At 71.2% G+C, this 25,898-nt stretch carries 17 protein-coding genes; 9 read left to right on the forward strand and 8 right to left on the reverse strand.

Annotated elements, in window-relative coordinates:
• Nucleotides 1-10 precede the first annotated feature (10 nt).
• The 8 genes from TSH64_RS31460 to TSH64_RS31500 form a co-directional block, all read right to left on the reverse strand.
• Nucleotides 11-1,111, reverse strand: a complete 1,101-nt coding sequence (locus TSH64_RS31460) for a hypothetical protein (RefSeq protein ID WP_146208088.1) — start codon at nt 1,109-1,111, stop codon at nt 11-13.
• A gap of 5 nt (nt 1,112-1,116) precedes the next feature.
• Complete coding sequence (locus tag TSH64_RS31465) at nt 1,117-2,727, reverse strand: hypothetical protein (RefSeq protein ID WP_109451065.1); 1,611 nt, start codon at nt 2,725-2,727, stop codon at nt 1,117-1,119.
• A gap of 72 nt (nt 2,728-2,799) precedes the next feature.
• Nucleotides 2,800-12,543, reverse strand: coding sequence for a DUF6603 domain-containing protein (locus TSH64_RS31470; protein WP_109451067.1), 9,744 nt, complete (start codon nt 12,541-12,543; stop codon nt 2,800-2,802).
• A gap of 5 nt (nt 12,544-12,548) precedes the next feature.
• Nucleotides 12,549-13,682, reverse strand: coding sequence for a hypothetical protein (locus tag TSH64_RS31475; protein ID WP_109451069.1), 1,134 nt, complete (start codon nt 13,680-13,682; stop codon nt 12,549-12,551).
• 21 nt (nt 13,683-13,703) lie between these two features.
• On the reverse strand, nt 13,704-16,274 hold the full coding sequence (locus TSH64_RS36680; protein ID WP_109451070.1) for a hypothetical protein: 2,571 nt from the start codon (nt 16,272-16,274) through the stop codon (nt 13,704-13,706).
• A gap of 133 nt (nt 16,275-16,407) precedes the next feature.
• A complete protein-coding gene (locus tag TSH64_RS36685) occupies nt 16,408-17,145 on the reverse strand; it encodes a PE-PGRS family protein (protein WP_109451071.1) in 738 nt (245 codons plus the stop codon).
• Between the two features lie 38 nt (nt 17,146-17,183).
• Complete coding sequence (locus TSH64_RS35725; protein ID WP_158285437.1) at nt 17,184-17,846, reverse strand: hypothetical protein; 663 nt, start codon at nt 17,844-17,846, stop codon at nt 17,184-17,186.
• A 10-nt stretch (nt 17,847-17,856) separates the two neighbouring features.
• The gene (locus TSH64_RS31500) at nt 17,857-18,516 is read right to left on the reverse strand and encodes a hypothetical protein (protein ID WP_109451075.1); all 660 of its coding nucleotides are present in this window, start codon (nt 18,514-18,516) and stop codon (nt 17,857-17,859) included.
• A gap of 445 nt (nt 18,517-18,961) precedes the next feature.
• Here TSH64_RS31500 and TSH64_RS31505 point away from each other — a divergent pair, with 445 nt between their 5' ends.
• The 9 genes from TSH64_RS31505 (at nt 18,962) to TSH64_RS31545 (ending at nt 25,872) form a co-directional block, all read left to right on the forward strand.
• Complete coding sequence (locus tag TSH64_RS31505; protein WP_109451077.1) at nt 18,962-19,738, forward strand: aspartyl/asparaginyl beta-hydroxylase domain-containing protein; 777 nt, start codon at nt 18,962-18,964, stop codon at nt 19,736-19,738.
• 174 nt (nt 19,739-19,912) lie between these two features.
• Nucleotides 19,913-21,049 carry a PepSY-associated TM helix domain-containing protein gene (locus TSH64_RS31510; protein ID WP_109453217.1) on the forward strand — a complete coding sequence of 379 codons (1,137 nt, stop codon included), beginning with the start codon at nt 19,913-19,915 and terminating at the stop codon, nt 21,047-21,049.
• Nucleotides 21,042-21,500 carry a hypothetical protein gene (locus TSH64_RS31515; protein WP_109451078.1) on the forward strand — a complete coding sequence of 153 codons (459 nt, stop codon included), beginning with the start codon at nt 21,042-21,044 and terminating at the stop codon, nt 21,498-21,500. Before TSH64_RS31510 ends, TSH64_RS31515 begins: the two co-directional genes overlap by 8 nt.
• Complete coding sequence (locus TSH64_RS31520) at nt 21,497-21,820, forward strand: hypothetical protein (protein WP_109451080.1); 324 nt, start codon at nt 21,497-21,499, stop codon at nt 21,818-21,820. The genes TSH64_RS31515 and TSH64_RS31520 overlap by 4 nt, the downstream gene beginning before the upstream one ends.
• A 13-nt stretch (nt 21,821-21,833) precedes the next feature.
• Complete coding sequence (locus tag TSH64_RS31525) at nt 21,834-22,439, forward strand: DUF6162 family protein (protein ID WP_109451082.1); 606 nt, start codon at nt 21,834-21,836, stop codon at nt 22,437-22,439.
• A 10-nt stretch (nt 22,440-22,449) separates the two neighbouring features.
• Entirely contained in the window at nt 22,450-23,379 is a 930-nt protein-coding gene (locus TSH64_RS31530; RefSeq protein ID WP_109451084.1) for a zinc ABC transporter substrate-binding protein, read from the forward strand.
• Nucleotides 23,376-24,116 (forward strand): metal ABC transporter ATP-binding protein, encoded by a 741-nt coding sequence (locus TSH64_RS31535; protein WP_109451086.1) that lies wholly within the window; start codon nt 23,376-23,378, stop codon nt 24,114-24,116. Before TSH64_RS31530 ends, TSH64_RS31535 begins: the two co-directional genes overlap by 4 nt.
• The gene (locus TSH64_RS31540) at nt 24,113-25,003 is read left to right on the forward strand and encodes a metal ABC transporter permease (RefSeq protein WP_109451087.1); all 891 of its coding nucleotides are present in this window, start codon (nt 24,113-24,115) and stop codon (nt 25,001-25,003) included. The genes TSH64_RS31535 and TSH64_RS31540 overlap by 4 nt, the downstream gene beginning before the upstream one ends.
• Entirely contained in the window at nt 25,000-25,872 is an 873-nt protein-coding gene (locus TSH64_RS31545) for a zinc ABC transporter substrate-binding protein (protein WP_109451089.1), read from the forward strand. The genes TSH64_RS31540 and TSH64_RS31545 overlap by 4 nt, the downstream gene beginning before the upstream one ends.
• The last annotated feature ends 26 nt before the right edge of the window (nt 25,873-25,898 follow it).

Genomic DNA, 25,898 nt, shown 5'->3' on the forward strand with positions numbered 1-25,898 from the left:
TGCGCTCCGATCAACCCGCGATCCGGCCCACAACGGGGGCGGTGGATTCAGCCGGGGCGCTGGCGCCCCATTGGCCCGTCGGGGCGGTAACGCCCCACTGGAAGGACTGCATGCCGGCCGCCCGCACCATCTGCACGGCGAACTCGGCGGCGGTGAAGGTACCGGCGCTGTCCAGCGCGCCCAGCGTCTTCATGGCCGTCTGAAGCGACGTGGCCGAGGCGGCGACGTCGAGCACGCCGGCCGCAGCACCGCTCCGCATGGCGACCGCCGCCTGCTGGCCCTGGATCTGCTGGCCGGCGGGATAGCCGCCATAGCCGAGGCCGCGCAGGAAACTCATGTAGCCGCTGGCGAAGCTGGTGGTCGGGCGGACGCCGAAATGCAGGCTTTCCGGCGGCTGGAGGAAGTTCACCACCCGGGGCAGCCCGTCGAACAGGGCGATCAGCACATCGTCCGACAGGCGGTCGAGCCGAAGGAGCGGCAGCTTCTGGGTGGCGGCATCGTCGGCATAGGCGCTGACCTCCACCCCCGGCCAGCCGGAAACCGCGGCCGAGCGGATCAGCAGCCCGGTGATCGGGCCGGTCGCCGTTCCGCCCGCGGCAGTGGATTGGGCCGCCGCGGCCTTCAGCGCGGCACCGGCGCGGCTGTGGCCGCTGGTCGCCTTGGCGCGCAAGGACGGGCGCACCGTCGAGCTGTGCGACAGCGCCTGATCGACCAGCTGTTCGATGGTCGCCATCATCTGCACGGAATCGGCGCTGGTCGACAGCCCGATGCTCACCGCGCCCTCCAGCAGCCGGTGGATCCAGTTGAGGTCGACGTAGAAGAAGCGGATCGACTCCTTGGGCAGCATCCGCCCGTCGGGCGTGATGTACTCGAACGGCACGCCGTAGAGCAGCGCCGCGCGGGCCAGCCAGTCGATGACGGCGGGCGGCGGGGCCGGCAGCTCGACGGTGGGCTGCGTGGCCGCCGCACCGGAGGCGGCGGGAGCGACGGCGGCCGGCAGGGCGACGCGGGCATGCGCCGGGCCGGAGCGCAGCGCGGCCAGCGCCGGGGCGGTCGCCGTGTCGATGAGCGCCTGCAAGGTGGCGGCGCGGTTGCTGATGGCACGGTCCATGACGATCACTCCGCGGAAGGGCCGAATACGTGGTCGAGCAGCGCCTCCAGCGGATCGGCGGCGGCCTGGCTGTCGGTACTCCGCAGGCCGGCACTCCGCAGGCCGGGAGCCGCCGCGACCGGCGGCCGGTCCTCGCGGCGGATCCGGCGGGGAATGCCGGACAGGCTTCCGCCATCGGCGGCAGGGACCGTGGCCTCCCGCCCCGCCAGCCCGGCGAACGCCTCGGCCAGCGCCACGGCGGCGGTCTGGTGCGAGAGGGCCAGCGTGCGCCCGCCGCTCCCCGGCCCGGCGGCCGGCAGAGCCCGCATCGTCTCCGCCGTGACCGGCAGCGCATCGGCGATCTGCCCGAGCACCACATTGGCGGCGACCGCCTGGTGGAACTCCTTGCGCCACAGGAACATCAGCCGGGCGAAGGTGGAGTCCGACAGGGCGAGCAGCCGGCCGATCTGCCAGGCGGCGGCCTGCGACACGTCGAACAGCGCCGTGGTCGGGTCGTAGCGGATCGCCTGGTCGCTGAAGACGAACGGTCCCAGCCCATCGGCCTTGGTCGGCACGGCACTGGCCGGGCCGCGATACCAGGCCGTCGCCTGTTCACCCACCCGCATGCGGTAGGTCAGCGGCACATAGCCCATCCCGAGCCCCATGGCGGCGATGGCGGACGGTTCGCTGGTGTCCCCGGAGCCGTTGCCGGAAGCCGGGATCGGCAGGTGGGGCATCTGCACCAGATCGACGCCGCCATTGTCGGGCAGGGCCTGCATGATCTCGATGAAGTCGCCCTTCGACACATCGGCCTGCACCTTCCACCACGCCAGCGATGCGAAGCGGATGGTGGTGTAGGAGGCGGGAATGGTGCTGCCCGCCAGATGGTCCTGGTGCCCCTCCAGCGAGACCAGGAACAGGTAGTTCACCGCCCCCGGCTGAAGCGTCCGGTTGCCGACGACGATGGAGAAGGTGCCGTCCTCGTCGAGCCCCAGGATCTCCTTGTGATCGGTGTTGACCTCGCGCACATGGGCCAGCCAGGACAGGTCGGCCAGCGTCGGCGCCACCGACTGGAACAGCGTCACCGGCAAGTCCAGCAGCAGCAGCCCCGTCTGCATGTCGGCCTGCGAGACGCCCGACAGCTGCGGTCCCAGCACCGCCGGGTTCGTCGGCTGGACCAGATCGGACACCGTTCCGCTGTGTACGGGCGAGGGTGCGGCGACCGCGCCGGCCTCGCCGCCCAGTTCGGCGGCGGTCACCGTGAGCAGGCCGATCCACGGCGCCGGAACGCTGTCCGCGGGCGGGACGCTGCCGTCCAGCGTGCGCTCCCACGGCAGCGTGCGCCGGCGCAGCACCACATTGGGCAGCGTGTTCTCCCAGGAGCCCGTCTGGTTGGCCGGCGGCATCACCGATTGCAGGTCGCCGGGCGCCAGGGCGAAGCGCGGCCCCTGGATCTGCAACGTCTGCACCGCCGTGTAGGTGGGGGGCGTGTCCTGATCCTTGATGCCATCCACGGTCTGGGTGGCGCTCAGCCGATAGGTCCCGGCGGGCAGCGGCGGCAGGGCCGCCTGGCTGAACCGGATCTGGCCGGGTTGCAGCGCGTCGCCGTCACCGGCCAGCGCGATCGCGTTCGACATGTGGGATCCCCTTCCTCACGAACCTGTCCTGCCAATCGCCCCCACCCCGCCGGGGCGGGGGCACCCGCACCGCTACGCCGCCTCGCTGCGGACGAACCGCAACAGGGTCGGGCCGCCGGCCTTCACCGATGCAACCCGTCCCAGGCCCTGGCCCGGACGCGGCGTCACGCTGCGCCCCAGCGCCGGGAGCGACAGCCCGTCCCAGCCGGCCTCGACCTCGGCCGGCGTGCCGGCCAGCCCGTAGACGCCGGCCAGCCCCTCGACGCCGCGCACCAGGACGGCATGCCGCTCCCCGTCACCGGCGACTTCGGCGGCCCCCGTCGCGGCCAGAGCCGCGGCGTCGTAGAGCAGGATGGTGCCGTCACCGGCGGCGATCCGGGCCGCCGGGGTCGCCGCGACGCCGTACTCGACCGTCCAGGGGGAACCGGTCGCGGCGATCTTCACCGTCGCCGCGTCGGCGTCCGCCCCGCGGTCCAGCACCACCGCGACGGTTCCGACGGTGTGGCCGAAGACCGTCTCCACCCAGCCCGGCGCGGTGCTGCCGACGCCGGTCTGGACGCGGTTGCGGGTCAGCATCGCCGCACCTTCCACCGGCCCCCGTGTCCCGATGGGCGCTGCAACCGGTGCCGCATCGCGCGAGCCGCGCTGCGGGCGCGGTCCGGCCTGGGGCCGCACGGTGCAGCCGCTGCCGAGCAGGGTGTAGCGGCCGACCTGGACCAGCGTGCTGTGCCGGTTCCAGCCCGCGACCGGCGCCGTCCCGGCACTGTCCATCCCGACCAGCGTCACCTGGGCGGTGTCGGTCGGCAGAGGTTCGGCAGCGCTGCCGGCCGGCGAGACCAGACGGCTGGACAGGATGCGGCCGGCCTTGTCGAAGGCATGCACCATCACCGGGGTTCCGCCCGTCAGTTCCAGCATCGGCGCCCCCGCACCCCGTCCGGCATCGAACACCGCGACGGATCCGGGCTGGAGGCTCAGGCCAGCCTCGATCGCGGACGGCGCAGTTCCCGCACCGGCGAGCGTCCGGGCACCGCCGCGCGTCGGGCGGACGTCGGCGTCGGCCCAGCGCATCGCCACCCGCGGCGCCGGCAGCAGCACCGATGCCTTACCGGCCGCAGCGCCGGCCAACTGGATGCGCCGGGGCGCCGTTGCGGGCAGCGCATAGGCCTGCGAGGAACCGAGCAGCCGCGGAGCGAGCGGCCCCTCAACCGCCGCAACCCTGGCGGCGCGCTTGGGCTGCGGCGCCGCCAGCGCCTGCGGACCGGAGGTCGCAAGGTCGAAGCCGAGCTTGGCGAGGCTGGGGGCGGCCTGGAAGATCTGGTCGGCGAAGCTGGCCATCACCGACAGGTTCTGGTCGACGATGACCGCGACCTGGGCGTCCTCCAGCGCCTGCATCACCTGGCCCCGCAGGGTCGAGGGCGTCGGCGCCATGATGCTTCCCATCAGCACGGCGAAACGGCCGTCCTGCGACAGCGCCGCCGGTGCGGTGTAGACGGGGGTGACGGCGAAGGGCAGCGGCAGCGGGTCGGCCTGCTCGTAGCCGAAGGAGGTGAGCAGGTCCATCGGCGCCAGCGTGTCGACCACATGGTCGCCGGTGGCGGCCAGGGTCATGCCGAAGGCGGCACCGGCGATGAAGTCGGAGGACGGCTTGCCCACCGGGTCGAAGGCCTGCGTCGACCACATCGCCGCCGCCGCACCGCCCGACAGGGTTGCCGGCGTCAGGCCGGGCCGGTCGATGGACAGGGTGCTCCAGGCCCCCTGGTCGTCCTGCGATTCCAGCGTCACCGCCATCCCGGTCGCGATGTCCGGCAAATCCATCGGCGGGATGCCCAGCGACGGGCTGGAGGCCTGATAGCTGGACTCCGCCACGGTGACGGTGGAGGCCGGCATCACCGACCGCAAATCGATGGCGAAGGGGGCGGACTGGACCGTCGGCCCGAACTCCCCGGTTTCGCTCAGCAGGCCGCTGCTGACCTGGATGTTGACGACCACCTGGGTGGCGTCCGCACCGTCCGTGTTGCCGGAGGATGTGCCGTCCCCCGCCGCCGCCAGCATCATCGACGCCGTCCGGGCATTCGCCAGGGGAGCCGTCTGCGAGTCCGGCTGCGGCAGCATGCGCGCCTCGAACTCCTCCCAGCTCAGCGGCTGGGTGCTGGACAGATCCTGATCCTGGTCGCCGAAGGGGATGGTGAAGGAGATGACGTACCAGCTGACCTTGACCTTGCCGGCGGTGGGCGGACCCCACAGTTCCAGCCCGGCCCCCAGCTCCGCGGTCAGCGTCACCTTGACGCCTGCGACCTCGAAGCCGAAGGACACGCCGACCGACACCTGCACCCCGGCATAGTAATAGAAGGGCTGCCAGGCGATCAGGAAGTCGGCCCCGGCGTTGAACCAGGCCTTCAGCGGCCCGGCCTTGAACAGCGCCTTCAGATAGCCGCCGGCCATGATCATCGACGGCGTCAGGGCGAAATAGGTGCCGCCCGACACGCCGACCGTCATCGCCGACGTGCTCAGCACCGGCCAGTCGAAGCCCAGGCGCGGCACGTTGGGGTAATGGTCCGGCGGCTGGAAGGACGGGTTGTAGCCGCCCAGCGTGATGACGAAGTCGCCGGCATAGGGGTTCGAGCCGAACCAGTATTTCGCGGCGAAGCCGCCGGTCAGCTTGCAGTCCTTCGCCAGCAGGAACGAGCTGGGGGTCAGCTGGGCGGTGACCGAGATCTCGCCCTCGTCCGGCTTGAACGAGGCGACCAGCGCCAGCTCGATGTAGGCCAGCGCCGAGGAGGGTGTGACCTGCGGCGGCAGGGTGGCGGTGGCGACGCCGATGACGTCGATCTCGAACTCCCGCCCGAACTTCACCAGCAGCATGGCGAAGACATCGAGGATCTGGAAGCTGGAGAATTTCAGGCCGGCGGCGACCCAATAGCTGCCGATCTGCGGATAGACGTCCTGCGACAGCACGGCGAGCGCGCTGGCCGGCGTCGGGTCGCTGCCGAAGGTCGCCTGGGAAATGGCGCCCTGGATCAGCGGGAAGGACATGATGTTCCCGGCATCGGGAACGATGATGTTGCGGTTGACCGAGAAGCCGCCGGCCACGCCGTTGACGAAGAAGGCCGGCACGCCGCCCAGCGGCGCGTTCAGGTTCAGGAAGACGAAGAAGGACACCGCCTTGTCGCCGTCGGGCTTGTCCGGATCGACCGGGATCAGCGCGAAGGAGCCGACGGCGTAGAGCGAGAAGCGGCCCGCCTTGACCAGAAGCTGGCCGTCGTAGCGCAGCGGGTCGTTCTGCTTCAGCAGCCCGCCCGACACGCTGACCGAGCCGCCGCTGAAGGACACCGACAATCCCGCCAGATCCAGGCTGTACTGGCTGTAGTCGGTGATCTGGGTGACGTTGACGCTGACCGACAGGTCGATCAACTCGACGTCCAGCCCGGCCAGCGTCAGGCCGCCGTCGAACAGCACGCTGCCGATCTTCGTCGGGTTGTCCCAGCCGATGCCGACCTTGTTGGCATGGACCGGGCCGAAGCTGCGCTGCACCGGCAGCCAGATGCGGGTCTGGCTGCCGCCGTTGCTGTCGTACAGCTCGACGCCCAGATCCTCGCCGGACATCCAGCCGGCGCGCATCGAGAAGCCGGGGTTCGCCGCCGGATTGCCGGCCGAGGCGGCATCGCCCGATCCCAGCAAATTCTGCGCGACCGGGTTGGTGTTGGCGCCCGGCGTCAGCGTGTCGGGGGCCAGCGAGATGGCGATGTCCTCGACATCGACGCCGCCGCCATAGGCGGTGATGGGATCGGACTGGGCGAAGTCGAAGGTCAGCAGGCCGCGCGGCTTGATCTTGGCCAGCTGGAAGCGGCTGAAATCGACCAGCGGGGCGCCCGCCTTGCCCTGGAAATCGACGCCGATGTTGATCAGGCGCAGCTTGACCGCGCTGAAGTCGGGGATCAGCCCGTCGACCGGCAGATAGGCCGCGACGCCCGGCTGGTACTGCGACGGGTCCGCCCCGGTCAGCGCGATCCATTCGGTGTCGGTGGCGCCCAGCTGGAAGACCAGATAGGGCACCTGCTTCAAGGACAGGCCGGTGGCGGCGAAGCGCACGCCATAGCTGCCGTCCGGTCCGGGCTCCAGCCAGATGCCGCCGCCGTCGGGGAAGGACAGCACCTGGATCTGCGTCTGGGTCAGCGCCTTGAGGAAGCCGGCCAGGAAGCCCTCGACGCCGAGCGACTGCAACGAGGCCAGATCGTTCAGCGCATAGGCCCCGTTCTCGCTGACCAGAAGCTGCGAGGCGGTCAGCACCTGTCCCGCCGTCAGGGTCGATCCGGTGAACAGCGGGGCGTTCAGCCAGCTGACCACCGTCTGCGTGTTCAGCACCACCACCGAGACGTAGCGCGGCAGCGCCTGCACCATCACCCCTTCCAGCCAGACGGCGAGCGCCGCCTCAAGCCGGCCGGCATAGCCGTCGCCCGTCGCCACCCCGAACGGCAGCGGCAGCAGCTCGGCGTTCAGGCTGCTGGAGACGCCGGCCGTCATCAGCGGATCGACCGCCGCGGAGACGCCGCCGCCGGCACTGTCGTAGGTCACCGTCAGGCCCGGCCCCTGGCCGAGCGCGATGATCGCCTGGGCCGACAGCCCGAACTGCACGCGCGCCTCGGGCGTGCCGGTCAGCGGCACGCCGACGCCGGTCGGGGTCAGCGCCACCACCACGCTGTCGGCGGCGGTGACAGACAGGGTCGCCCAGATGCCGGCGAGCGTCTCGGCGCCCACGGTGCGCACGCCGGCCATGACGGTGACCGGCACCGATCTGGAGGGTGCGTAAACCAGCAGGCCGCCGTCGCTCGTCACGCCGCTCAGCGCCAGCTGCAACAGGCTGGCGACGGCCGACGCGGTGGCGGCCGCCTGCTCCGGCTGCAATCTTTCGCGCAGCCATGCCAGCGCCGCCGCCTCCAGCGCCGCCGCGTCGGGCTGTGCCGCGATGAGGGACTGCACCAGCCCGGTGATGTCCAGCGAGGCCGCGGTGCTGCGCAGGGCCGTGACGAACTGCGTCAGCGTCGTGTCGCCCTCGGCGGCGAGCTGGTCGAGCAGCTTCTGGGTCAGCGTCTGCAACAGCGTCTGCGCCACCTCGGCGGCGACCTGGAGGACGAAGGTCTGCCAGCCGCCGAACGGTATCAGGTCGAGCACCGGCTTGCCGTCGCCCTCTTCGCCGACCGTCAGCGTGAAGCCCTTGTCGTAGCCGCCCTGCAGGAACAGCGGCTGGTCCAGGCCGGGGATGGCGGCGGTCAGCCGGCCGCTGCCGCTCAGGCCCGGCTGGTAGTTGGCAGTCAGCGACAGGCCGAAGCCCATCGACTGCAATTCCGCCCCGGCCAGCAGCGGCATCGCCTCGCTCAGGGACGGCGCCACCGTGAACAGGCCGGTCGCCGGGTCAGCGGTCACCGTCACCTGCAAGCCATAGGGCAGGCCGGACAGCAGCACGCCGCCGGGCGCCTGCGCCAGGGTCAGCCCCCCGGCGGTTCCGGACGGCAGGCTGCCCAGCACCTTCTGGATCTGCGCGATGTTCAGCAGCCCGTCCTGGCCGACCACCGCGTCGGACAGCAGCCAGTCCACCGGATCCTCGAACAGCCCGAGCGCCGACTTCATCTGCCAGACGCCGGTGTCGGGATCGGGGTCCGCCAGCCCGAACGCCTGGAACAGGCTGCGCGCCAGCGGATATTTGGCGAGCAGCATGTCGTCGACCGCTTCGGCGACGAAGGTCGCCAGCACATAGGCCGGGCCGACGGCGGCGAGCTGGTCGATGAAGGCGCTCTGGTCGAAGGGCCAGATCACCAGCGGCGTGGGCTGCGGGACCGAACCGTCGCCCCAGACCAGCGAGACCGTCACCGTGGGCGCGCTGCCGCCGACCGTGTAGGTCAGGGTGGACAGGACGCTGAACCCGGCATCGGGCAGGAAGCAGTCCAGCGTGGCGGTGATGGTGCCGGTCTGCAGATCGATGCGCACGGTCATCGAGGGGTCGAGGAACGACCCCACCGTGAAGCCGCCGCGCGGCAGCGTCAGCGTCATGATCCGGCCGTTGGCCGTGGTCAGCGTGCAGGGGCCGACGGTGAAGCTCTGCGAGCCGTGCGTCATCGCCGCGATGACCGACGAGCGGGCATCCGGATCGGACAGCAGGGCGGTCAGGCGCTGCGACAGCTGGGACGCAGGCGCGCGGGCGACCGCCAGGATCGCCTCGGCATTGGCGGCATAGCCGTGATCCGCGTCGGTCACCAGCCCGAGCCCGGCCAGCATCGCCAGCAGCGGCTCCGGCATCTCCGGCAGCGAGAAGCCCAGCGTCGCGTCGATGGCCTGGAACAGCAGCGGCTGCACCGTCGCGTCGGCCAGAGCCGCCATCAGCCGGTCGGTCAGGAAGCCCAGCGGACTGGACACCAGCGCCGTGAAGCCGCCGGGGTCGATGCCGTAGGGGCCGTCGGCGCCGGCCGCCGGCACCGCCAGCCCGAGGTCGGCGAGGACCCCATAGACCAATTGGAAGGTGTCGTCGCCCTTGAACGCCGCGGCGGCCACGCCGATGGCGGCGTTGACGATGGACAGCAGGGCGCTGTTGGCCGACGGATCGAGCGTGCCGTCCAGCACGATCACCGTGCCGTCGGTCTGCTTCGCCGCCAGGACCGGGGTCGCGGCGAAGCTTCCGCCCGACAGGTCCATCGTCAGCACGACGCCCAGCGTCACGCTCTCGACGGCGACGCCGTCGACCGTGACCAGGGTGCCATTGGTGCCGCTCAGCACGGTCTGCACCGACAGGCCCGGCACGCCGGACGCGGCGACCGGCTCGCCGGTGCTCCAGGAGATGCCCATCGGGTCCAGCCGCACGCTGGTCACCGCGGTGACGTCGCCCGCCGTGTAGGACAGCAGGGTCGACAGGCCGGGGACCGCCATGGTCTGGCCGGAATCCTGCCACAGCGTGCCTTGCAGGTTCCACGGCACGTCGAGCGGCACCCGGTAGGGATCCAGCTGGGTGCCCGTGCCGGCGACGGCTGCCGCGGCCTCCGCCGTGCCGTCGATTGCCCAGCCCAGCAGGCCAAGCACCGCGGCGGCCCGCTCCGGGGTGGACAGCACCGCCTTCAGCTGAGCCCGGACCTGAGCGATGGGATCCGTGAAGCTGGTGGGGGCCAGCACCGGCATGCCGTCGGGCCAGTCGATGCCCTGCGGCATGAACGGCCCCAGGTTGGGCAGCAGCCCCAGCCAGCCGTCGAGCGCCAGTCCGCCGCGGCGCTGCGCGCGGTAGAGCGCCACGCCCAGCACCCCGGTCAGGATGGCGCCGAAGGTGGCGGCCTGATCGGTGACCAGCTGCGACAGCGCCGTGGCGTCGGAATAGTTCATGTCGGTGCCGACCGGCTCGGCCACGCCGTCGACCACCAGGGTCGGGGCGGCCACCGACATCGACCAGTGCCAGCCGTCGTAGGGGCTCCAGTAGAGCGACAGCCCGCCCTTGTCGATCTGCAACGAGGCTCCGGCCACCGCGGGCGTCGAGACGCCGGACGGCAGCGCGCCGTAGACGCCGATGCCCGGCAGGATCTGCGCCGACCGGATGCCCTGGCCGGCGGAGGTGCCGGCATCGAGCCCCAGCGCCTCGATGCGGAAGGCGAGGTCCAGCGTGTTGCCGGCAATCGGCAGGGTCGCCCCGACGCCGAGCCCCAGCACCAGCCTCTTGGCCGCACCGTTGCCGGCATTGTTGGGGGTCTGGGCGTCGGCGATGTAGGCGACCAGCGCCGCCGGGCTGCCCGCCGGCCCGAGCGTCATGCTCCAAGGGTCGCTGTTGGTGCCGGACCCGGTCACGCCGCCGCTGCCGCCGCCGACCTGCCGCAGCACGGTGCCCAGAGCTTCGACCATGAAGGAGAAGGGCGGCTGGCCGTCGACCTCGACGTCGCCGCGGATCAGCGCCGCCCAATAGCGGCTCAGCGCCTCGACGGGAAACTGGATGGAGTTGGGCAGCCCGGACAGGCTGAAGGGCGGGGTCAGCGACGACGGCCAGGCGGTGGCGCCCGGCGGTGGAGCGACGCCGAGCAGGGCTGCCAGCGACGGTCCGACCTGACTGTCGGTGCCCAGGCCGAACAGCGCATTGAAGGCATCGCCGATGGCGGCGTTCAGCTCGGCCTCGGCCGCCGCGACGAGGTCGCCGGGCTGGGTCAGGTCGATGGTGGGATAGCTGCCGGTGGGCGTCGTCACCGACAGCAGCGAGAAGGCGGGCTGAACGGTGGCGCCGCCGTCGGCGACGAGGACCGACATGCCGCCGGCCAGCGCGCCGAAGCTGTAGGTGCCGCCGAGGATGGTCCCGCTGTAGAGCGGCTGGGTCAGGTCCTTGTTGGCCAGCAGGATGCCGGCCTTGAACCGGCCGGGAGCGACGCCCTGCACCCCGCCGCCGGTGGCCAGCGTGAAATCGAGGATTTCCAGCCCGGCGCTGCCGGTCACCGCCGCGCTGGAACTGCCCAGCACCAGGGCTGTGGAGGCGAAGGCCAGACCGGGATAGAAATGGCGCAACCCCGCCGTGTCGGTTCCGGTTGCCGCGGTCAGCCGCAGGGTGCCGACGCTGCTCACGCTGAGGACGGGGACGGCGAAGGGATCGTCGCGCGTTCCGCTTCCCGACACGGTGGCGTCGGTGCCGGTCAGCCCGCCGACGGCGCCGCCCACCGCCTTCATCCAGGCGGACAGGGTCGGCCCGTCGGTGGCAAGTGCGGTGAACCAGTCGACGAAGGGGCGCGCCACGTCGCCGCCGCTCACCGCCAGGGCGATGAAGCTGTCCCAGCGCAGGATCGGCAGCAGCACATTGTCGACGCCGGGGACGCTGGCGCCCAGCCCCAGCGCCGGCAGCAGGTAGGACAGCGACGGCTGGTCGCCGACCAGCTTGCCCAGCGCCGTCACCGCCAGCGCCGCGGCCGTCGCCAGGATCTCGGCGCCGCTGATCGCCTGGAGGTCGGCCAGCGTGAAGTCGCGCGCACCCGGCGCGGTGGGCAGGGTCAGCTGCGTGATGACCAGCGAGACGGTCACCGCCGGGTCGGTCGCGGGCGACAGATCGACCGTCAGGCGCACGCCGGTGAAGGAGAAGCCGGCCGCGTCGATCAGCGGCCCGTCGCCGCCGGTGACCTCGAAGCCCATGGTGAAGGGATGGCCGGCCTGCCCGACCACCACCTCGACGCCGCCGTTGCCGAGCAGGGCGACCGGCACCATGCCCCAGACCTTCAGGTCGATGCTGGAGGGGCCGTCGGCCACCAGATCCAGCTCCGCCTTCTCGGTCGTCCCCAGCGTCACCGTGGTGGTGTACATGACGCCGAGGCCGAACACCGTCGGCGGCTCGCCGCTGCCGTTGCTGTCGGACGACACCGGCTGGGTCGCCAGATAGAGCCCGCTCGGCGTGTCGGTGCCGGGCTTGTTGATCGGATACCAGGTGCCCAGCGCCCCCGGCTCCCGCACCGGAATGCCGAGCGAACTGCCCGAGGCCTGGCCGATCAGCTGGGCGATCACCAGGGCCAGCGTGACGGCGTTCTCGCTCATGCCCTGGCCGGTCTTGCCCACCGGATCGGTGAACCAGTCGGGGTTGAGCTGATAGACGCCCTCCTGCCCGTCCACCGGCAGCAGCAGCCCGCAGGCGACCGCAAGCTGGATGGCCGGGGCCTCGACGCCCGCCGCCTCGATCAGGATGGGGCTGGAAGCACTGGTCAGGTCGACGGCCAGAAGATTATCGGCCATAAGTTCCGCGGCCGCAGCTCCCCGCAGCGCGTTGGAGCGCGCCGGAACGATGCCGGTGCGCGCGGTCTCTGTGGTCTCGGGCTCTATGGTCACGGGTGTCACTCCCCTGTGCGAAGCCATTGCACCAGCGCCGGCCGGCCCGGCCGGCCCGGCGCTCCGTCGCGTCCGGCATGTCCTGTCAGTCCGTCGGGAAGGCCGATCCCCCCGGCCCCGCCGCCGCCGCCCTCGCCACCGGCGCCGGGCGCGCCGTCCGCGACGTCGAGGTCGAAGGCGGATCCCGGCTGGCGGACATGCAGGTCGAGCCGCAGCAGCCCGGCATCGCCGCCGGCCCCGCCCTCGCCGCCGTCGCCGCCATGGCCACCGTCGCCGCCCCGGCCCATCCGGTGGAAGGCGACGGCATGGCCGTAGGCCCCCGGCCCGCCGCTGCCGCCGCTGCCGCCATTGCCGCCGCGGCCCGGCCGCACCAGCAGCCGGGACCGGCCGGTCACCGTGTGGATGGTGACCGCCATGTCCCGCAGCGGCATGCCGTTCAGACCCGGCTCGCCGGCCTGTCCGCCGCTGCCCCCTCCGCCGTCCGGCTGGTCGGTGTCGCCCATCGGACCCGCACCGCCCCGCGCGCCGGGATCGCCGTCGCGGCCGTCGGCGCTGGCCAGCAGCAGCGTCGCCGGTTCGACGCTGTCCAGCGTTTCCGGCCGCGCGCCGACCAGCTGCCCGACCACCAGCCGGGCCGCCCCGCCCTGCACCGTCAGCCGCGCGCCCTCCATCAGCGTCAGCCGATGCACATACAGCTCCACCGGGTCGCCGAACGGCGTTTCCAGCGTCAGTTCGGCGCCGGGGCGCAGGATGATGCTGTCCAGCGCATAGCGCACCCAGGTGTGGCGGAAGGTCTGCGCCGGTTCGACGAAGGAGCGTTCCGGCACCCAGGAGATCCGGATCGCCCGTCCGTGCCGGGCGCTGTCGAGCCAGCGCCGCCGGAAGCTCTCCGGGTCGATGCCGTGGAAGGACAGCTGGCGGTCCATGAAGGCGCGGGCGTCCGCCGGCATCTCCTCGTGGGCGACGGTCTGCGGCCCGGAATAGCGCGGCAGGGGCGGGTTGAAGGGATCGATCACCCGGTTCCCCGCCGGCCTGGGCCAGCTGGAGACCACGCCGGCCTTCACGGCGGGCCTGTCGGGCAGGGCGGCAGGCATGTCGGTGGACGCCTCGGCTGCGCCGGGCAGGGTCTTGGTGGGCATGGCAGCGCTCCGGACCGGCCGTCAGGACGAGGAGGGGACGAATTGCAGGGTCGACGGGGTGCCGGGTTGCCCCGGCAGGCCCGGATTGCCCGAAATTCCCGATGTGCCGGGGGGCTGCCCGGCACCGCCCTGCCCGCCTGCGCCACTGGCTCCGCCGGCCCCCCGCAGCCCGCCGAAATCCTGGAACACGACGGTGGTTCCCGGATCCATGCTGTCGTATCTGATGAGGATCGTGGTGCCGTTGCCGCCGTTGCCGCCCTGGCCGCCATTGCCGCCGGTGCCGCCCCTGCCGCCGGCCGCACCCGAGCCGCCGGTGCCGCCGGCACCTCCGGCCCCGCCCTGACCGCCGTTGCCGCCCTGCCCGCCGGTCACGCGGACGACGAACGTGCCGCTGATGGAGCCGACCAGGAAGGTCAGGGACGAGGGCATGATGCCGTTGGCCCCCCACGACCCGTTGCCTCCCGAACTGCCGCTCCCGCCCGGAATGCCGGGGGCCCCCGAGGCACCTGCGGCACCCGGCCATCCCGCGGCGCCGTCGGCTCCGTTGGTTCCCAGCACGGTGATGTTGGGGATGGCGGCGGCGCTCGCCGCCAGGGAGGTCATCGAGCCGACGGCAAGTTGCACCGGGCTTTCGACCGACAGGGTCGCACCCGGCTCCAGCAGGATGGAGCGGGCGAGCAGGCGGAAGGCCGGGCTGCCGGGCGAGCCGATATGCAGGGCCTGTCCGGCCCGGACCAGGATCGCGTTGGTGGCGAAAACCCGGCTTCCTCCGGCGAAGACCTGCGCCGGGGCAAGCGTGCTGACCCTCGGGTCGGCCGACAGCACGATGCGGCCCTGGTGAGCGGCGGTGTCGAGGACCGGACCGGCCAGATGCCCGGGATGGAGCCCGTGGAACTCCAGCATCCGGGACAGGAAGGGCGTCAGCTCCGGCTCGGTCGCCGCGACGATGCGCGGCGCGGCGGTGGCGGGGAGCAGGCCGAGCCGGCGCGCGTTCGCCGGCAAGGCGGCCGCCGGTCCGGCGGCGGCCTGCATGGCGAAGGATTCCGCGTTCGCCGATATCCGGGGGTTCAGCAGCGAGGTGTAGAGGGCGAGCGCATGGCCGGTGGTGCTGTTGACCGTGCTCAGCATTCCTCCCGAAAGCTTCATGGTCGTCGGCAGCGGAGCCATCAGCGACAGTCCCTGATTGGCCGCGATCACGTCGTTCGGCCGCAGAATCTGGTAGCTGACGCTGCCGAGCGCCGACTGGTAGGCGCCCTGGAAGCTGTAGTCGCCGAAGCGGACGGTGCCGAAGCCGTAGACCGCGGCGGCGGCGGGGAGCCCGCCATAGGGAACCAGCGCCAGATTGTAGGCGGCGAGCGCGGCCAGGGCGCCGCCGAAGTCATGGCCGGCGAACACCAGCGGCTTGCCCGCCACGCCGGGAACGCCCGACAGGGCGGCGAACAGCGCCGTTGCATAGCTCGGATAGAAGCTGGACAGCCCCTGCAGGATACGGCCGCCGGAGGTGAACCAGGGCAACGGCATCAGGGACCCGTTGCCCATGAAGGCCAGAAGCTCGATCCACGAGCAGGCCCCGCGCGACGCCACCACCGTGCGGTCCAGGGAGGTGTAGATCGACGCCCAGGTGACGCCGCCGACCACGACGTCGGCCGCCCGCGAGTAGCCCGACGGCAGCGGCTGCGACAGATCCGGATGCTGGAAGCGTCCATAGGCCGCCGTCGTCAGCAGAGCCAGCGTGTAGGCGAGGTCGCCGCTGTAGCCCGTGGGAACGGGCGTCACCGTCCCGCCGTGGGACAGCTGCGGCTGCGGCGCGCCGTAGGCGGTCTGGTAGAAGGCCGGCGTGCGTTCCAGCCAGGGCGTGTCGGAGGGAGGGACCGACGCGGTCAGCGTCTGGGCCGCTCCGCTGAACGCGAAGCCGTCGGGAGCCCCGGCGATCGACGGATAGAAATCGATGCCATCGAGGTTGCACAGGAAGACCGACGCCAACGCCGCCGTCACCGCCGCCGCATAGGGGGCGTTGCCGTAGGCCGGGGTCGAGAAGGAGTAGCAGCCGGCCGCGCCGACCGGGCTGGTCATCGAGCCGCCGCTGCCGTCCGGGCCGGTCTGTCCCGGCCGCAGGTCGAGGGCGGCCATCTGCGCCAGCGGCCCGGCCGGCCCCATGCCGACCACCAGCAGCGGCACGTTCGAGGCGTATCCGGGCACCAGCTTCAGCTTGGCGACGGCGCTCCAGATCTGCGTGTGGATGGCGTTGTAGGCCAGGTAATAGCCCTGGGCGATCAGGGAGTCGTTGCCGCCGGCATTCAGATAGGGCGGCGGCGTGGTGGTGGTGGCGAGGAAGGACTGCTCGAAGAACGAGATGAAGGTGGGCCAATTGACCCCCACCGCCAGCACCGCGACGGGCCCGTCGATGCCGGCCACCGTGCCGGTGGCGAGCAATCCCTGGCCGCCGCCCGATGTGACGGAGCCGTTCGCGAAGGTGGTCACGAGATTCAGGGTCGCCGGGAGATAGGCCTGGCTGAGGTCGCCGCCCGCGATGTCGACCAGATCGAGCAGGGCGTTGGCGGTGGTCGAGGAATACTGGCTGACGGTTCCCATGGCACCAGGGCTCCCGGCGTGAGGATGTGGGCGGAGGAATGGGGAAAGGGGGGCGGCGGGACTCCGCCGGGAGGCGTCGGGCGCGCCGGTCACGGCGTCCCGATGCCTCCCGGCCCCCAAATCAGGCAGCCGATCAGGCAGCCGAAGCCGCGGTGGGATACTTGACGATGGTCTGGGTGCCGGACTGGCCCGGATTGCCGGGGGTTCCCGCACGGCCGCCGCCGGCGTTCGCACCGGACACGGCGTTGCCGCCGGCCTCGTTCGCGCCACCGGCGCCACCGGCGCCGCCCATGCCGGCAGAGCCACCGGCCCCACCGCTGCCGCCGGGCGTCAGCACCAGGATGTCGCCCGGATCGGTGTCCCAATAGACGGTCACCGATCCGCCATTGCCGCCATTGCCGCCGTTCGCACCGTCACCCCCGGTGCCGCCATTGCCGCCGGCACCGCCCTGGGAGGTGGGGCATTGCGGATTCTTGCCGCTGCTGTCGGTGCAGACGGCCTGGTTCTTCCCGCCGTCGCCGCCGGTGCCGCCGGTGCCGCCGACACCGCCGTCGCCGCCATTGCCGCCATTGCCGCCCTGCGCCAGGACGGTGAGCGAGCCGGACAGGCTGCCATAGTGGAGGATGAAGGGCGGCGGCGCCCCTCCGGAGGAGCCGGCGGTGCCGGAGCCCCCGACCGCGCCGCTGCCGCCGGCCGTGCCGTTGGTGGCGCAGGTGCAGGTGTAGGTGGTGCCGCAGCAGCCCTTCTTGGGAGTGGCGCTTCCGGGGCTGCCGGGCACGCCCGAAGGTCCGGCGCCGCCGGGCGTTCCGGCTGCCCCGTTGGTTCCGCTGGATCCGCTGATCAGGATCTGAGCGTTGATCGAGTTCGTCATGTCAGGAGTCCGTTCTCGACGATGGTCGTGGGGTGGCGTCAGCCGTTGTTGGGCCGCATGGTCATCGTCGGTCCCTGGCCGGCCGGCGTGTTCTTGCCGGTGGCGCCGGGCGATCCCGGGCTGCCGCCGGCACCGCCGGCATAGCCGCCGGACCCGCCGGAGCCGGCCTGGCCGAACGTCGTCGCGTTGAGGCTGTAGGTCGGCGAGCCGACGATCTCGTCGTACAGGACGACGATGGCGGTGCCGATGGACGCGCCGTTGCCGCCCGCGCCGCCATTGGCGCCGTTGCCGCCGTTGCCGGTCTGGCCGGCCGGCATGTTGGACCCGTACTGGCCCTGGCAGCAGCCGACCACGCTGGCGCCGGCACCGCCGCTGCCGCCGGCACCGCCATTGCCGCCATTGCCGCCGGTTCCACCGTTGCCGCCGGTGACCAGGGCATTGAAGGCGCCGGAGACGGTCCCGACCAGGAAGGTCAGGCTTGCCGGGCAGCTGCCGTCGCTACCGGGCGAGCCGGACGTCCCGTTGCCGCCGGTGTAGCCGTTGGTCGCGCTGGTCGGCGCCGTGACGCAGGACGCGTTGTTCTTGCCGCCGCAGACGCCTCCGGTCGCATTTCCGCCCGAGGCGCCCTGTCCGCCGGGGCTGCCGCTGGTGCCGGTCGTCCCATTGGTGCCGGTCACGGTGATGTTGTAGATGACACCCATTGGGCAGCCCTCACAGCATATTGATCTGGGCGGCCTTGAAGGTCACCGGGATGAGGATCTGGATCTGTCCGCCCTGCTGCACGGTGACGGTGCCGAAGATGGCGACCGCGCCGAGGACCGGGTCCTGCGTGACGTACGGGCTGTTGGGGCCGATGACCAGGGGGTTGCCCGGCGTGACGGTGATGTCCTGGCCGGTGGTCAGCAGAACCTGGTTGGGGAAGCGCAGGGCGTTGATCACCGGCTCGAAGGCCTTGACCTTCTGGCTGTTGCCGTGGATGAACGCCATCATCGCCTGGCCGATGGTCTTCTGGTCGGCGGGATGGATCAGGCTCTCCAGCGCGCAGTTGTCGTTGCGCGCCCGTTCGATCGCCTTGTCGAAATCGGTCTGCACCGGCTCGGTCGGATAGCGGACGCTGCGGTCGGCATGCGGGTTCGCCGCGAAGTGATCGTCGGAAATCCCCGCGATGTCCTTCAGCTGCTGGACCGACTGCAGGGTGACCAGCTTGGAGCCCAGATTGTCCTCCGACGGGTCGGAGGAGATCACCATCGGGCCCTTGTGGGTCTCCGGGCCGTAAGACCGGCCTTCGAGTTGATCGAGGGTCAGGTCGACGGGCTTCACCGCCTTGTTCAGAAATGCGACGTGCTGCTCGCGGTACGAGGCAAAGCTCACGATTATTCTCCCATTCGTATATGGATGTTTGTCCGACACACGCCGATGCTTCGCGATTCGGCAAGCCTGTGCTTGACGATCGGTTTTCGGCTCTCGTGGGAAAGTATTTGTTCTTATGTGCAGGCGAATTGTGCAATTGATGCTCTTATTGTGTCAATAACAAACAAACATAATTTTTCGATTATCAGAACTGTGACAACAATTTGAAATTCAAAATTCATTTACACGCACATGTACCATTTTAAAATCACACCAATGTGGGCAAATTAATGAAATTAATGCCTGTGTATGCTTACGAAATTCTCCCACACCCCATGGACATCGAAGCGAAACATATGTCTATATAGTGGAGAGGAGCGCGCAACCCGGCCGGTCAGGAGGCCGCGAGGGGCGGTGTTTCGGCCGCCCGCCTCCCACACATCCTTGTTTCCAAGGGGACTCCAGTATGCTGACCCTGCAGAAGACCGATCCCAACGGGCTGATCCCGACCCTGCGGCGCTGGCGCCGCAACATGTCGCTCTACAAATCGGGAGCGCTGTTCAACCCGCTGTTCGACCTGCACACCGGCGGCGCGTCCCGTCCGGTGTTTCACGACATCGACCGGGAAATGCCCGCTCTGCGCCGGATCGATGCGGCCTACGACACCATCCGCGCGGAATTCGACCAGGTGCTGGCCGCCTACGAGCGGCTGCCCTCCTACCACAGCATCGACACCGACGTGATCCACTCCTCGGGCCGGCTGCAGCGCGACCGGCGGTGGAGCGTGTTCATGCTGACCTGTTTCGGCCGCGTGCCGCGGGCCGCCCGGACGCTGGCGCCGCGCACGCTGGAGCTGGTCCGGGATATTCCCGGCGTCTATCAGGCGATGTTCTCGATTCTGGAGCCGGGCAAGAGCGTCCGCGCCCATGAAGGGCCGTCGCGCATGTATCTGCGCTATCACCTGGCATTGCGCGTGCCGACGGTCCGGCCGCCGCACATCCGGGTGAAGGACCGGATCCATCAGTGGAAGGAGCGCGAAAGCGTGCTGTTCGACGATTCCTGGGATCACGAGGTGGTCAACGACAGCCCGGAACTGCGCGCGATCCTCATGATCGACGTCGCGCGCCCGATGCCGGCCCCCTTGCGGATGGTGGCCAAGGGCATGGCCACGATGGCCTCGCTGCACTATGCGCCCCGCATCGTCCGCAGCATGGATGCGCTGGTGCCGCCGCCCAGCCGCTGAATGGGCCGCTGAATGGGACGTTGAATAGGAGGAGGCCGCCCTGGACGGGCTTGCGCCCGAATTTCGACCCGCATCCGAAAAAATGAGAATCCTTCGCATTTCATCCTGAGGCTCGGGGCCCGCCCGTTCGTCTGAGGGGAAAGGGCGAGGATGTCCCGTGCGGAGAGGATCGAGATGAGCGCTGGCAAGTCGCGCACGCGGCTGTGGTTCCTGTGGCATTCCTGGCTGGCGATGCCGATCTGGGCCTTCCTGTTTTTCATCTGCGTCACCGGCACCATCGCCGTGGTCAGCACCGAGATCACCTGGCTGGTCGATCCGTCGATGCGGGCGTCGGGCGGGGGACAGCCGCTGCCGCCGGGCGCGCTGATCGCCGCGGCGGAAGCGGCAGCACCCGGCGGGCGGGTCGAGTCGCTGAGCTGGGGCGGTTCCCACATGGCGGTGGGCGCCGAGATGGCTCTGCCCGACGGCACCGTCACCACCGCCTGGGTCAACCCGGTGACCGGCGTGGTCCAGGGCCTGTCCCCCGGCACCTCGTTCCGCCAGTTCATCCGGGCGCTGCACGGCTGGCTGATGACCTTTCCGACCGGCTGGTATCTGGTGACGGCGCTGGCCATCCCGCTGGCCGGCTCGCTCGTCACCGGGCTGGTGGTCTACAAGCGCTTCTGGAAATCCTTCTACCAGCCGCGCATCCGCTGGAAGCAGGCGCCCCGCGTGCTGTGGGGCGACCTGCACCGCGTCGCCGGCACCTGGTCGATCTGGTTCATCGCCGTGATCGCCGTCACCAGCCTGTGGTTCCTGATCTACATCGCCCTGTTCCATCTCGGCATCGGTCTGGGCGGCGGCAAGGCGCCGGTGATGGTCGCCCGCGACCGGATCCCCGTGTCGGCGGTCCGGCCGAAGATCGACGCCGACGCCGTGGTGGCCGCGGCCATGACCGCCCTGCCCGACATGCGGCTGCGCTACCTGCGGCTGCCCGACACCGCCTATGACACGGCGTCGGTGATCGGCTCCAGCGGGCAGGTGCCGCTGCTGCCGGACATCGTGCGCGTCAACCCCTACACCGCCGAGGTGATCGTGGTGGAGGGCGGGCTGGAGGGCGCGTCGGGCGTCGAGCTGACCCGCACCATCATGCGGGCGCTCCACACCGGCGATTTCGGCGGCCTGCCGGTCAAGCTGATCTGGTTCGCCTTCGGCTCGCTGATGAGCCTGCTGGTGTTCAGCGGCATGCTGATCTGGACCAAGCGGACGGCGCGCGCCACGGTCGAGGCGGTGCGCGGGCTGAGGACGGCGAGGGCATCCTCCAATGCGTAAACTCTGGCATCGCGGCAAATTCCATCTCAGCGCGCTGATGATGCTGGTGCCGCTTCCCTTCCTGCCGAACTATTTCAGCCCGAAGCCGATCTTCGCCCCGCCCGAGATCCGGCGGGACATCGGCGCCGGCCCCTTCCCGATCACGCTCGTCACCTACGACGAGTCGCCGCATTGGGCCGGCAACGGCGAGTGGATGAAGGAATACCGCATCCATCTCCGCCCGGCCGACATCGACAAGGTGCGCGGCGTCTTCCTGCGCGTCGGCAAGCCGCGGAACCTGCGCGCCGCGGGCGCGCTGGGATTCGGCAACCCGTACGAGCGCGAGGCCGAGGTGGCGGTGCCGGCCGAGCCGTCCGGAACCGAGGAGCTGTGGGTGACGGTCGAGGACTGGAGCGGACGCATCCATCAGACCTCGACCCCGCTGGCCGGTTTTCTGGGAGGAAAGCGATGACTGCCCGTGACTCGATTCTGGCGGTCGCCGCCGCCCTGTCGGCCCTGTGCGCCGCCACCGCCGCCCACGCCCATTACCCGGTCTGCGACTGCAGGATGGCGGACGGCCAGACGGTGGTTTGCACCGGCGGCTTCTCCGACGGCTCGAAGGCGCCCGGCGTGGTGCTGGATGTGATCGGCTACGACGAGCAGGTGCTGGTTAAGGGCAGGCTGGGCGCGGATTCCACCCTGTCCTTCCCGCGCCCGGCCCAGGATTTCTACGTGCTGTTCGATGCCGGCCCCGGCCACACGGTCGAGATCGAGCACGGCGCCATCAAATAGGGCTCCCCACCCCATGCATCGCCAGATCGTCCGCCGCGCCGGCGCCGAGCGCGAGACCCTGTGGGTCCTGCTCGCCGCCGGCCTGATCCTCGCCACCGCCACGGCGGCGGTCGGGCTGCGGCCGGCACCGGAGGCGGAGGCCGCCCCGGCCGCCCACCAGATCGACTCCCGCACCGCCCTGACCGCCGCCGAACAGGGACTGCACGCCGACCTGAAGATGGCCGCCGCCGAGATCGCCGTCCAGATCGCTGACGAGATCGCCGCCCTGCGTGAGGCTGACGGCAAATCCAAGGGCCGGGCGCCGTCCCCGGCCGAGCTGGCGGCCCAGGCTTTGCCGCCCTTCGCCGCCGACGCCAGCGCCGCGGCGCGCGGCGGCCATGCCTGGACCCTGGTGGAAGCCGGCGGGACGGTCGCCTATGCCGGCCTGTCCGCCGATCCCGGAAAAGCGGGGTCGCTGCTCCTGCTGCTGGACCGGCATGGCGACGGGGACGGCCATGGCCCCGGGATCTGGCTGAAGCGCGCCGCAGAAGCACCGCCCGCCCGCCTCGACGAGACGTCGCTGGCCGCCGCCGGCTGGAAGCGGATCACCTCCACCTTCACCGCCGGCGTGACCCGATGAGTGTGCCCTTATGAGCCTTTCCCTGAACCGCCGCCGCTTCCTCGCCGCCACCCTGACGGCCGGCGTTCTTCCCGCCGGCGCCGGCGCTGCCGCCGAGCGCAAGCGCTTCGGCATCACCCTGCACCCCTATTATTCCTATGTCGCCAACATCGTCGGCGACCGGGCCGAGGTGGTGCCGATCATCCCCGCCGGCTTCAACCCGCATGCCTACGAGCCGCGACCGGAGGACATCCAGCGCATCGGCAGCCTCGACGCCATCGTGCTGAACGGCATCGGCCACGACGATTTCGCCGGACGGATGATCGCCGCCTCGTCCAAGCCCGGCCTGCCGGTGGTCGAGGCCAACGCCGACGTGCCGCTGCTGCCCGCAGCCGGGTCCATGACACAGTCGGCGGCGCGGGGCGCAGGCAAGGTCGTCAACCCGCACAGCTTCCTGTCGATCACCGGCTCGGTTCTTCAGGTCGCCACCATCGCCCGCGAGCTGGGGCGGCTCGACCCGGCCAACGCCGACGCCTACACCGCCAACGCCCGGACCTACTCCCGCCGGCTGCGCCAGCTGCGGGCCGACGCGCTGGGCAGGCTGGCGAGCGCCGGCGACACCCGCCTCAGGGTCGCCACCATCCACGGCGCCTACGATTACCTGCTGCGCGAGTTCGGGCTGGAGGTCTCCGCCGTCGTCGAGCCGGCCCACGGCATCGAGCCGAGCCCGGCCCAGCTTGCCGAGACCATCGCGACGATGCGCAGGCTCGACGTGCAGGTGATCTTCTCGGAGCTGAACTTTCCCAGCGCCTATGTCGAGACGATCCGCCGCGAGACCGGCATCCGGCTCTACAGCTTCTCCCACATCTCGCATGGCGACTACGCCGCCGACCGGTTCGAGCGCGAGATGACCCGCAACATGGACACGCTGGTCCAGGCGATGCTGGAGGCCAAGCCATGAGCGGCAGGAGAGCGAACGGCCCCGCCATCCTGTTCGACCGGGTCGACCTGACGCTCGGCCGTACCGCCATCCTCGAACAGGTCTCGCTCGCCGTGGCTCCCGGTGCCGTCCATGCCGTGGTCGGCCCCAACGGCGGCGGCAAGTCGTCGCTGATCCGCGCCCTGCTGGGACAGGCGCCGCACCGCGGCACCATCCGGCTCGACTGGCCGGGCGATGGCGGACGGGATGCGCCTGGCACCATCGCCTACGTCCCGCAGGCGGTCGAGTTCGACCGCGGCCTGCCGCTGACGGTGGAGGATTTCCTGGCCGTGCTGTGCCAGCGCCGCCCCGCCTTCCTCGGGCCGGACCGCCGGCAGGGCTACGATGAGGCGCTGGCCCGCGTCGGCATGGCCGGCAAGGGCCGCCGCCGCTTCGGCGCCCTGTCGGGCGGCGAGCGCCAGCGCGTGCTGCTCGCCCAGGCGCTGATCCCGGCGCCCGACCTGATCGTCCTCGACGAGCCGATGACCGCACTCGACGAGGCCGGCGTCGCCATCTTCGAAACCCTGCTGGCCGAGCTGACCGCCGCCGGCACCACCATCCTGTGGGTCGAGCACGACCTCGCCCAGGTGCGGCGGCTGGCGACGCGGGTGTCGGGGCTGAACCGGCGCGTGCTGTTCGACGGCCCGCCGCCGGAGATGCTGTCGCCCGACCGGGTGCTCGGCCTGTTCTCCGCCGCTCCCCGAAAGATGGCATCATGAGCTTCGAGACCCTGCGCGCCCTGATCCAGGGCTGGGCCGCGGCCGGGTGGCTGCCCGCCGGGCTGACCCATGGCTTCCTGGTCAACGCGCTGCTCTCCGGCCTGGTCATCGGCCCGGTGTTGGGCGGGCTCGGCACGCTGGTGGTGACCAAGCGGCTGGCCTTCTTCTCCGAGGCGGTCGGCCACGCCGCCCTGACCGGGGTCGCCATCGGCATTCTGGTGGGGGAGCCCTACACCGGCCCCTATGCCAGCCTGTTCGGCTACTGCCTGCTGTTCGCGCTGCTGGTCAACTACACCCGCAACCGCAGCAACCTGACCTCCGACACGCTGATCGGCGTCTTCCTGTCGGTGTCGCTGGCGCTCGGCGCCAGCCTGCTGCTGGTCCTGGCCAGCCGGGTCAACATCCACATTCTGGAAAACGTGCTGTTCGGCTCGGTGCTGACGGTGGACGACCGCGACCTGACGGTGCTGCTGGCGGTGGCGCTGGGCGTCGCCCTGCCGATGCTGGCGCTGTTCAACCGTCTGCTGCTGGCCAGCTTCAACCCGGCGCTGGCGCGGGTGCGCGGCGTGCCGGTGAAGGGGCTCGACTATCTCTTCATCGTGCTGGTGACGGTGGTCACCGTCGCCTCGGTCAAGATCATCGGCGCCATCCTGGTCGGCGCCCTGCTGGTGATCCCGGCCGCCGCCGCCCGCGTCGTCGCCACGTCGCTGCGCGGCTTCTTCCTGCTGTCGGTCGCCTTCGCCAGCATCGCGGCGGTGGCCGGCATCCTGCTGCCGGTGCAGTTCGCCCTGCCGGTGCCGTCGGGCGGCGCCATCATTCTGGCGGCCGGCCTGCTGTTCCTCGGCGCGCTGCTGGCGCGTCTGGTCATGAGAGGGGACGAGGGATGAGACGCATCACGCTCGCGGCGCTCCTGCTGCTGGCGGCGGCCCCGGTCGCACCGACCGCCGGCGCCGAAACCGTGCTGGCCGGGCATCCGGTCACCGCCGGACTGGCCCAGGCGCTGACCCGCGGCACGGCGGTGGAGGTCGAGGCGGCGGTGCCGCCCGCCATCCCGATGGGCCGCCAGCACTCCTTCCTCAGCGGGCGCGGCGAGGCCAAGTTCGCCGAGGCGGCGCGCAAGGCCGACGCGGTGCTGACCCTGCGCTCAGTCTGGGCGGAGGATCCGCTCTATCCGCTGGCGCGGCGCGCCAACATCCGGCTGGTCGAGATCGACGCCGCCCGGCCGGTGGACGGCGCCCTGCCCGGCATCGCGCTGCGCGACGGCGCCGCCTTCCCCTGGCTGGGCGTCGCCAATGCCGGACGGATGGCCGACATCCTGGCCGCCGATTTGCGGCGCCTCTACCCGGCCTCGGCCGCCGCCATCGACGCCAACCTCGCCACGATGAAGCGCAGCCTGCTGGCGCTGTCCTCGCGGACGGCGCAGAGCTTCGCCACGCTGCCCGACCCGTCGGTGGCGGCGCTGTCCGACCGCTTCGCCATGCTCGCCGCCGATTTCGGCCTCGACCTGCGCAAGGTCTGGACCCGCGACGACCGCGACTGGACGCCGGAGCGTCTGGCCGAACTGACCGCCTACCTCCGGGCCGAACGCATCCCGGCGGTGCTCCACCACCGCCGGCCCGCCCCGGAGATCGCCCAGGCCGTCGCCGACGGCGGTGCCCGCCTGATCGTGCTGGACAGCCTGGAAAGCGGCCCCCCCGCCGCCGTCGACACCGCCCTGGCGAAGATCGCCGAACAGCTGGAGGCGGGGCTGCGCTGAACTGAACGCCCCCGCCCTTCCCTTTC

It is taken from the genome of Azospirillum sp. TSH64, assembly GCF_003116035.1.
Taxonomy (GTDB): Bacteria; Pseudomonadota; Alphaproteobacteria; order Azospirillales; family Azospirillaceae; genus Azospirillum.

What these genes read in the sequence shown, in the direction of transcription:
- TSH64_RS31475 (WP_109451069.1), bottom strand. Translation starts at nt 13,682, where the DNA reads ATGCCCACCAAGACCCTGCCCGGCGCAGCCGAGGCGTCCACCGACATG.
- TSH64_RS36685 (WP_109451071.1), bottom strand. Translation starts at nt 17,145, where the DNA reads ATGACGAACTCGATCAACGCTCAGATCCTGATCAGCGGATCCAGCGGA.
- TSH64_RS35725 (WP_158285437.1), bottom strand. Translation starts at nt 17,846, where the DNA reads ATGGGTGTCATCTACAACATCACCGTGACCGGCACCAATGGGACGACC.
- TSH64_RS31520 (WP_109451080.1), top strand. Translation starts at nt 21,497, where the DNA reads ATGACTGCCCGTGACTCGATTCTGGCGGTCGCCGCCGCCCTGTCGGCC.
- TSH64_RS36680 (WP_109451070.1), bottom strand. Translation starts at nt 16,274, where the DNA reads ATGGGAACCGTCAGCCAGTATTCCTCGACCACCGCCAACGCCCTGCTC.
- TSH64_RS31465 (WP_109451065.1), bottom strand. Translation starts at nt 2,727, where the DNA reads ATGTCGAACGCGATCGCGCTGGCCGGTGACGGCGACGCGCTGCAACCC.
- TSH64_RS31530 (WP_109451084.1), top strand. Translation starts at nt 22,450, where the DNA reads ATGAGCCTTTCCCTGAACCGCCGCCGCTTCCTCGCCGCCACCCTGACG.
- TSH64_RS31535 (WP_109451086.1), top strand. Translation starts at nt 23,376, where the DNA reads ATGAGCGGCAGGAGAGCGAACGGCCCCGCCATCCTGTTCGACCGGGTC.
- TSH64_RS31505 (WP_109451077.1), top strand. Translation starts at nt 18,962, where the DNA reads ATGCTGACCCTGCAGAAGACCGATCCCAACGGGCTGATCCCGACCCTG.
- TSH64_RS31515 (WP_109451078.1), top strand. Translation starts at nt 21,042, where the DNA reads ATGCGTAAACTCTGGCATCGCGGCAAATTCCATCTCAGCGCGCTGATG.
- TSH64_RS31460 (WP_146208088.1), bottom strand. Translation starts at nt 1,111, where the DNA reads ATGGACCGTGCCATCAGCAACCGCGCCGCCACCTTGCAGGCGCTCATC.
- TSH64_RS31540 (WP_109451087.1), top strand. Translation starts at nt 24,113, where the DNA reads ATGAGCTTCGAGACCCTGCGCGCCCTGATCCAGGGCTGGGCCGCGGCC.
- TSH64_RS31510 (WP_109453217.1), top strand. Translation starts at nt 19,913, where the DNA reads ATGAGCGCTGGCAAGTCGCGCACGCGGCTGTGGTTCCTGTGGCATTCC.
- TSH64_RS31525 (WP_109451082.1), top strand. Translation starts at nt 21,834, where the DNA reads ATGCATCGCCAGATCGTCCGCCGCGCCGGCGCCGAGCGCGAGACCCTG.
- TSH64_RS31545 (WP_109451089.1), top strand. Translation starts at nt 25,000, where the DNA reads ATGAGACGCATCACGCTCGCGGCGCTCCTGCTGCTGGCGGCGGCCCCG.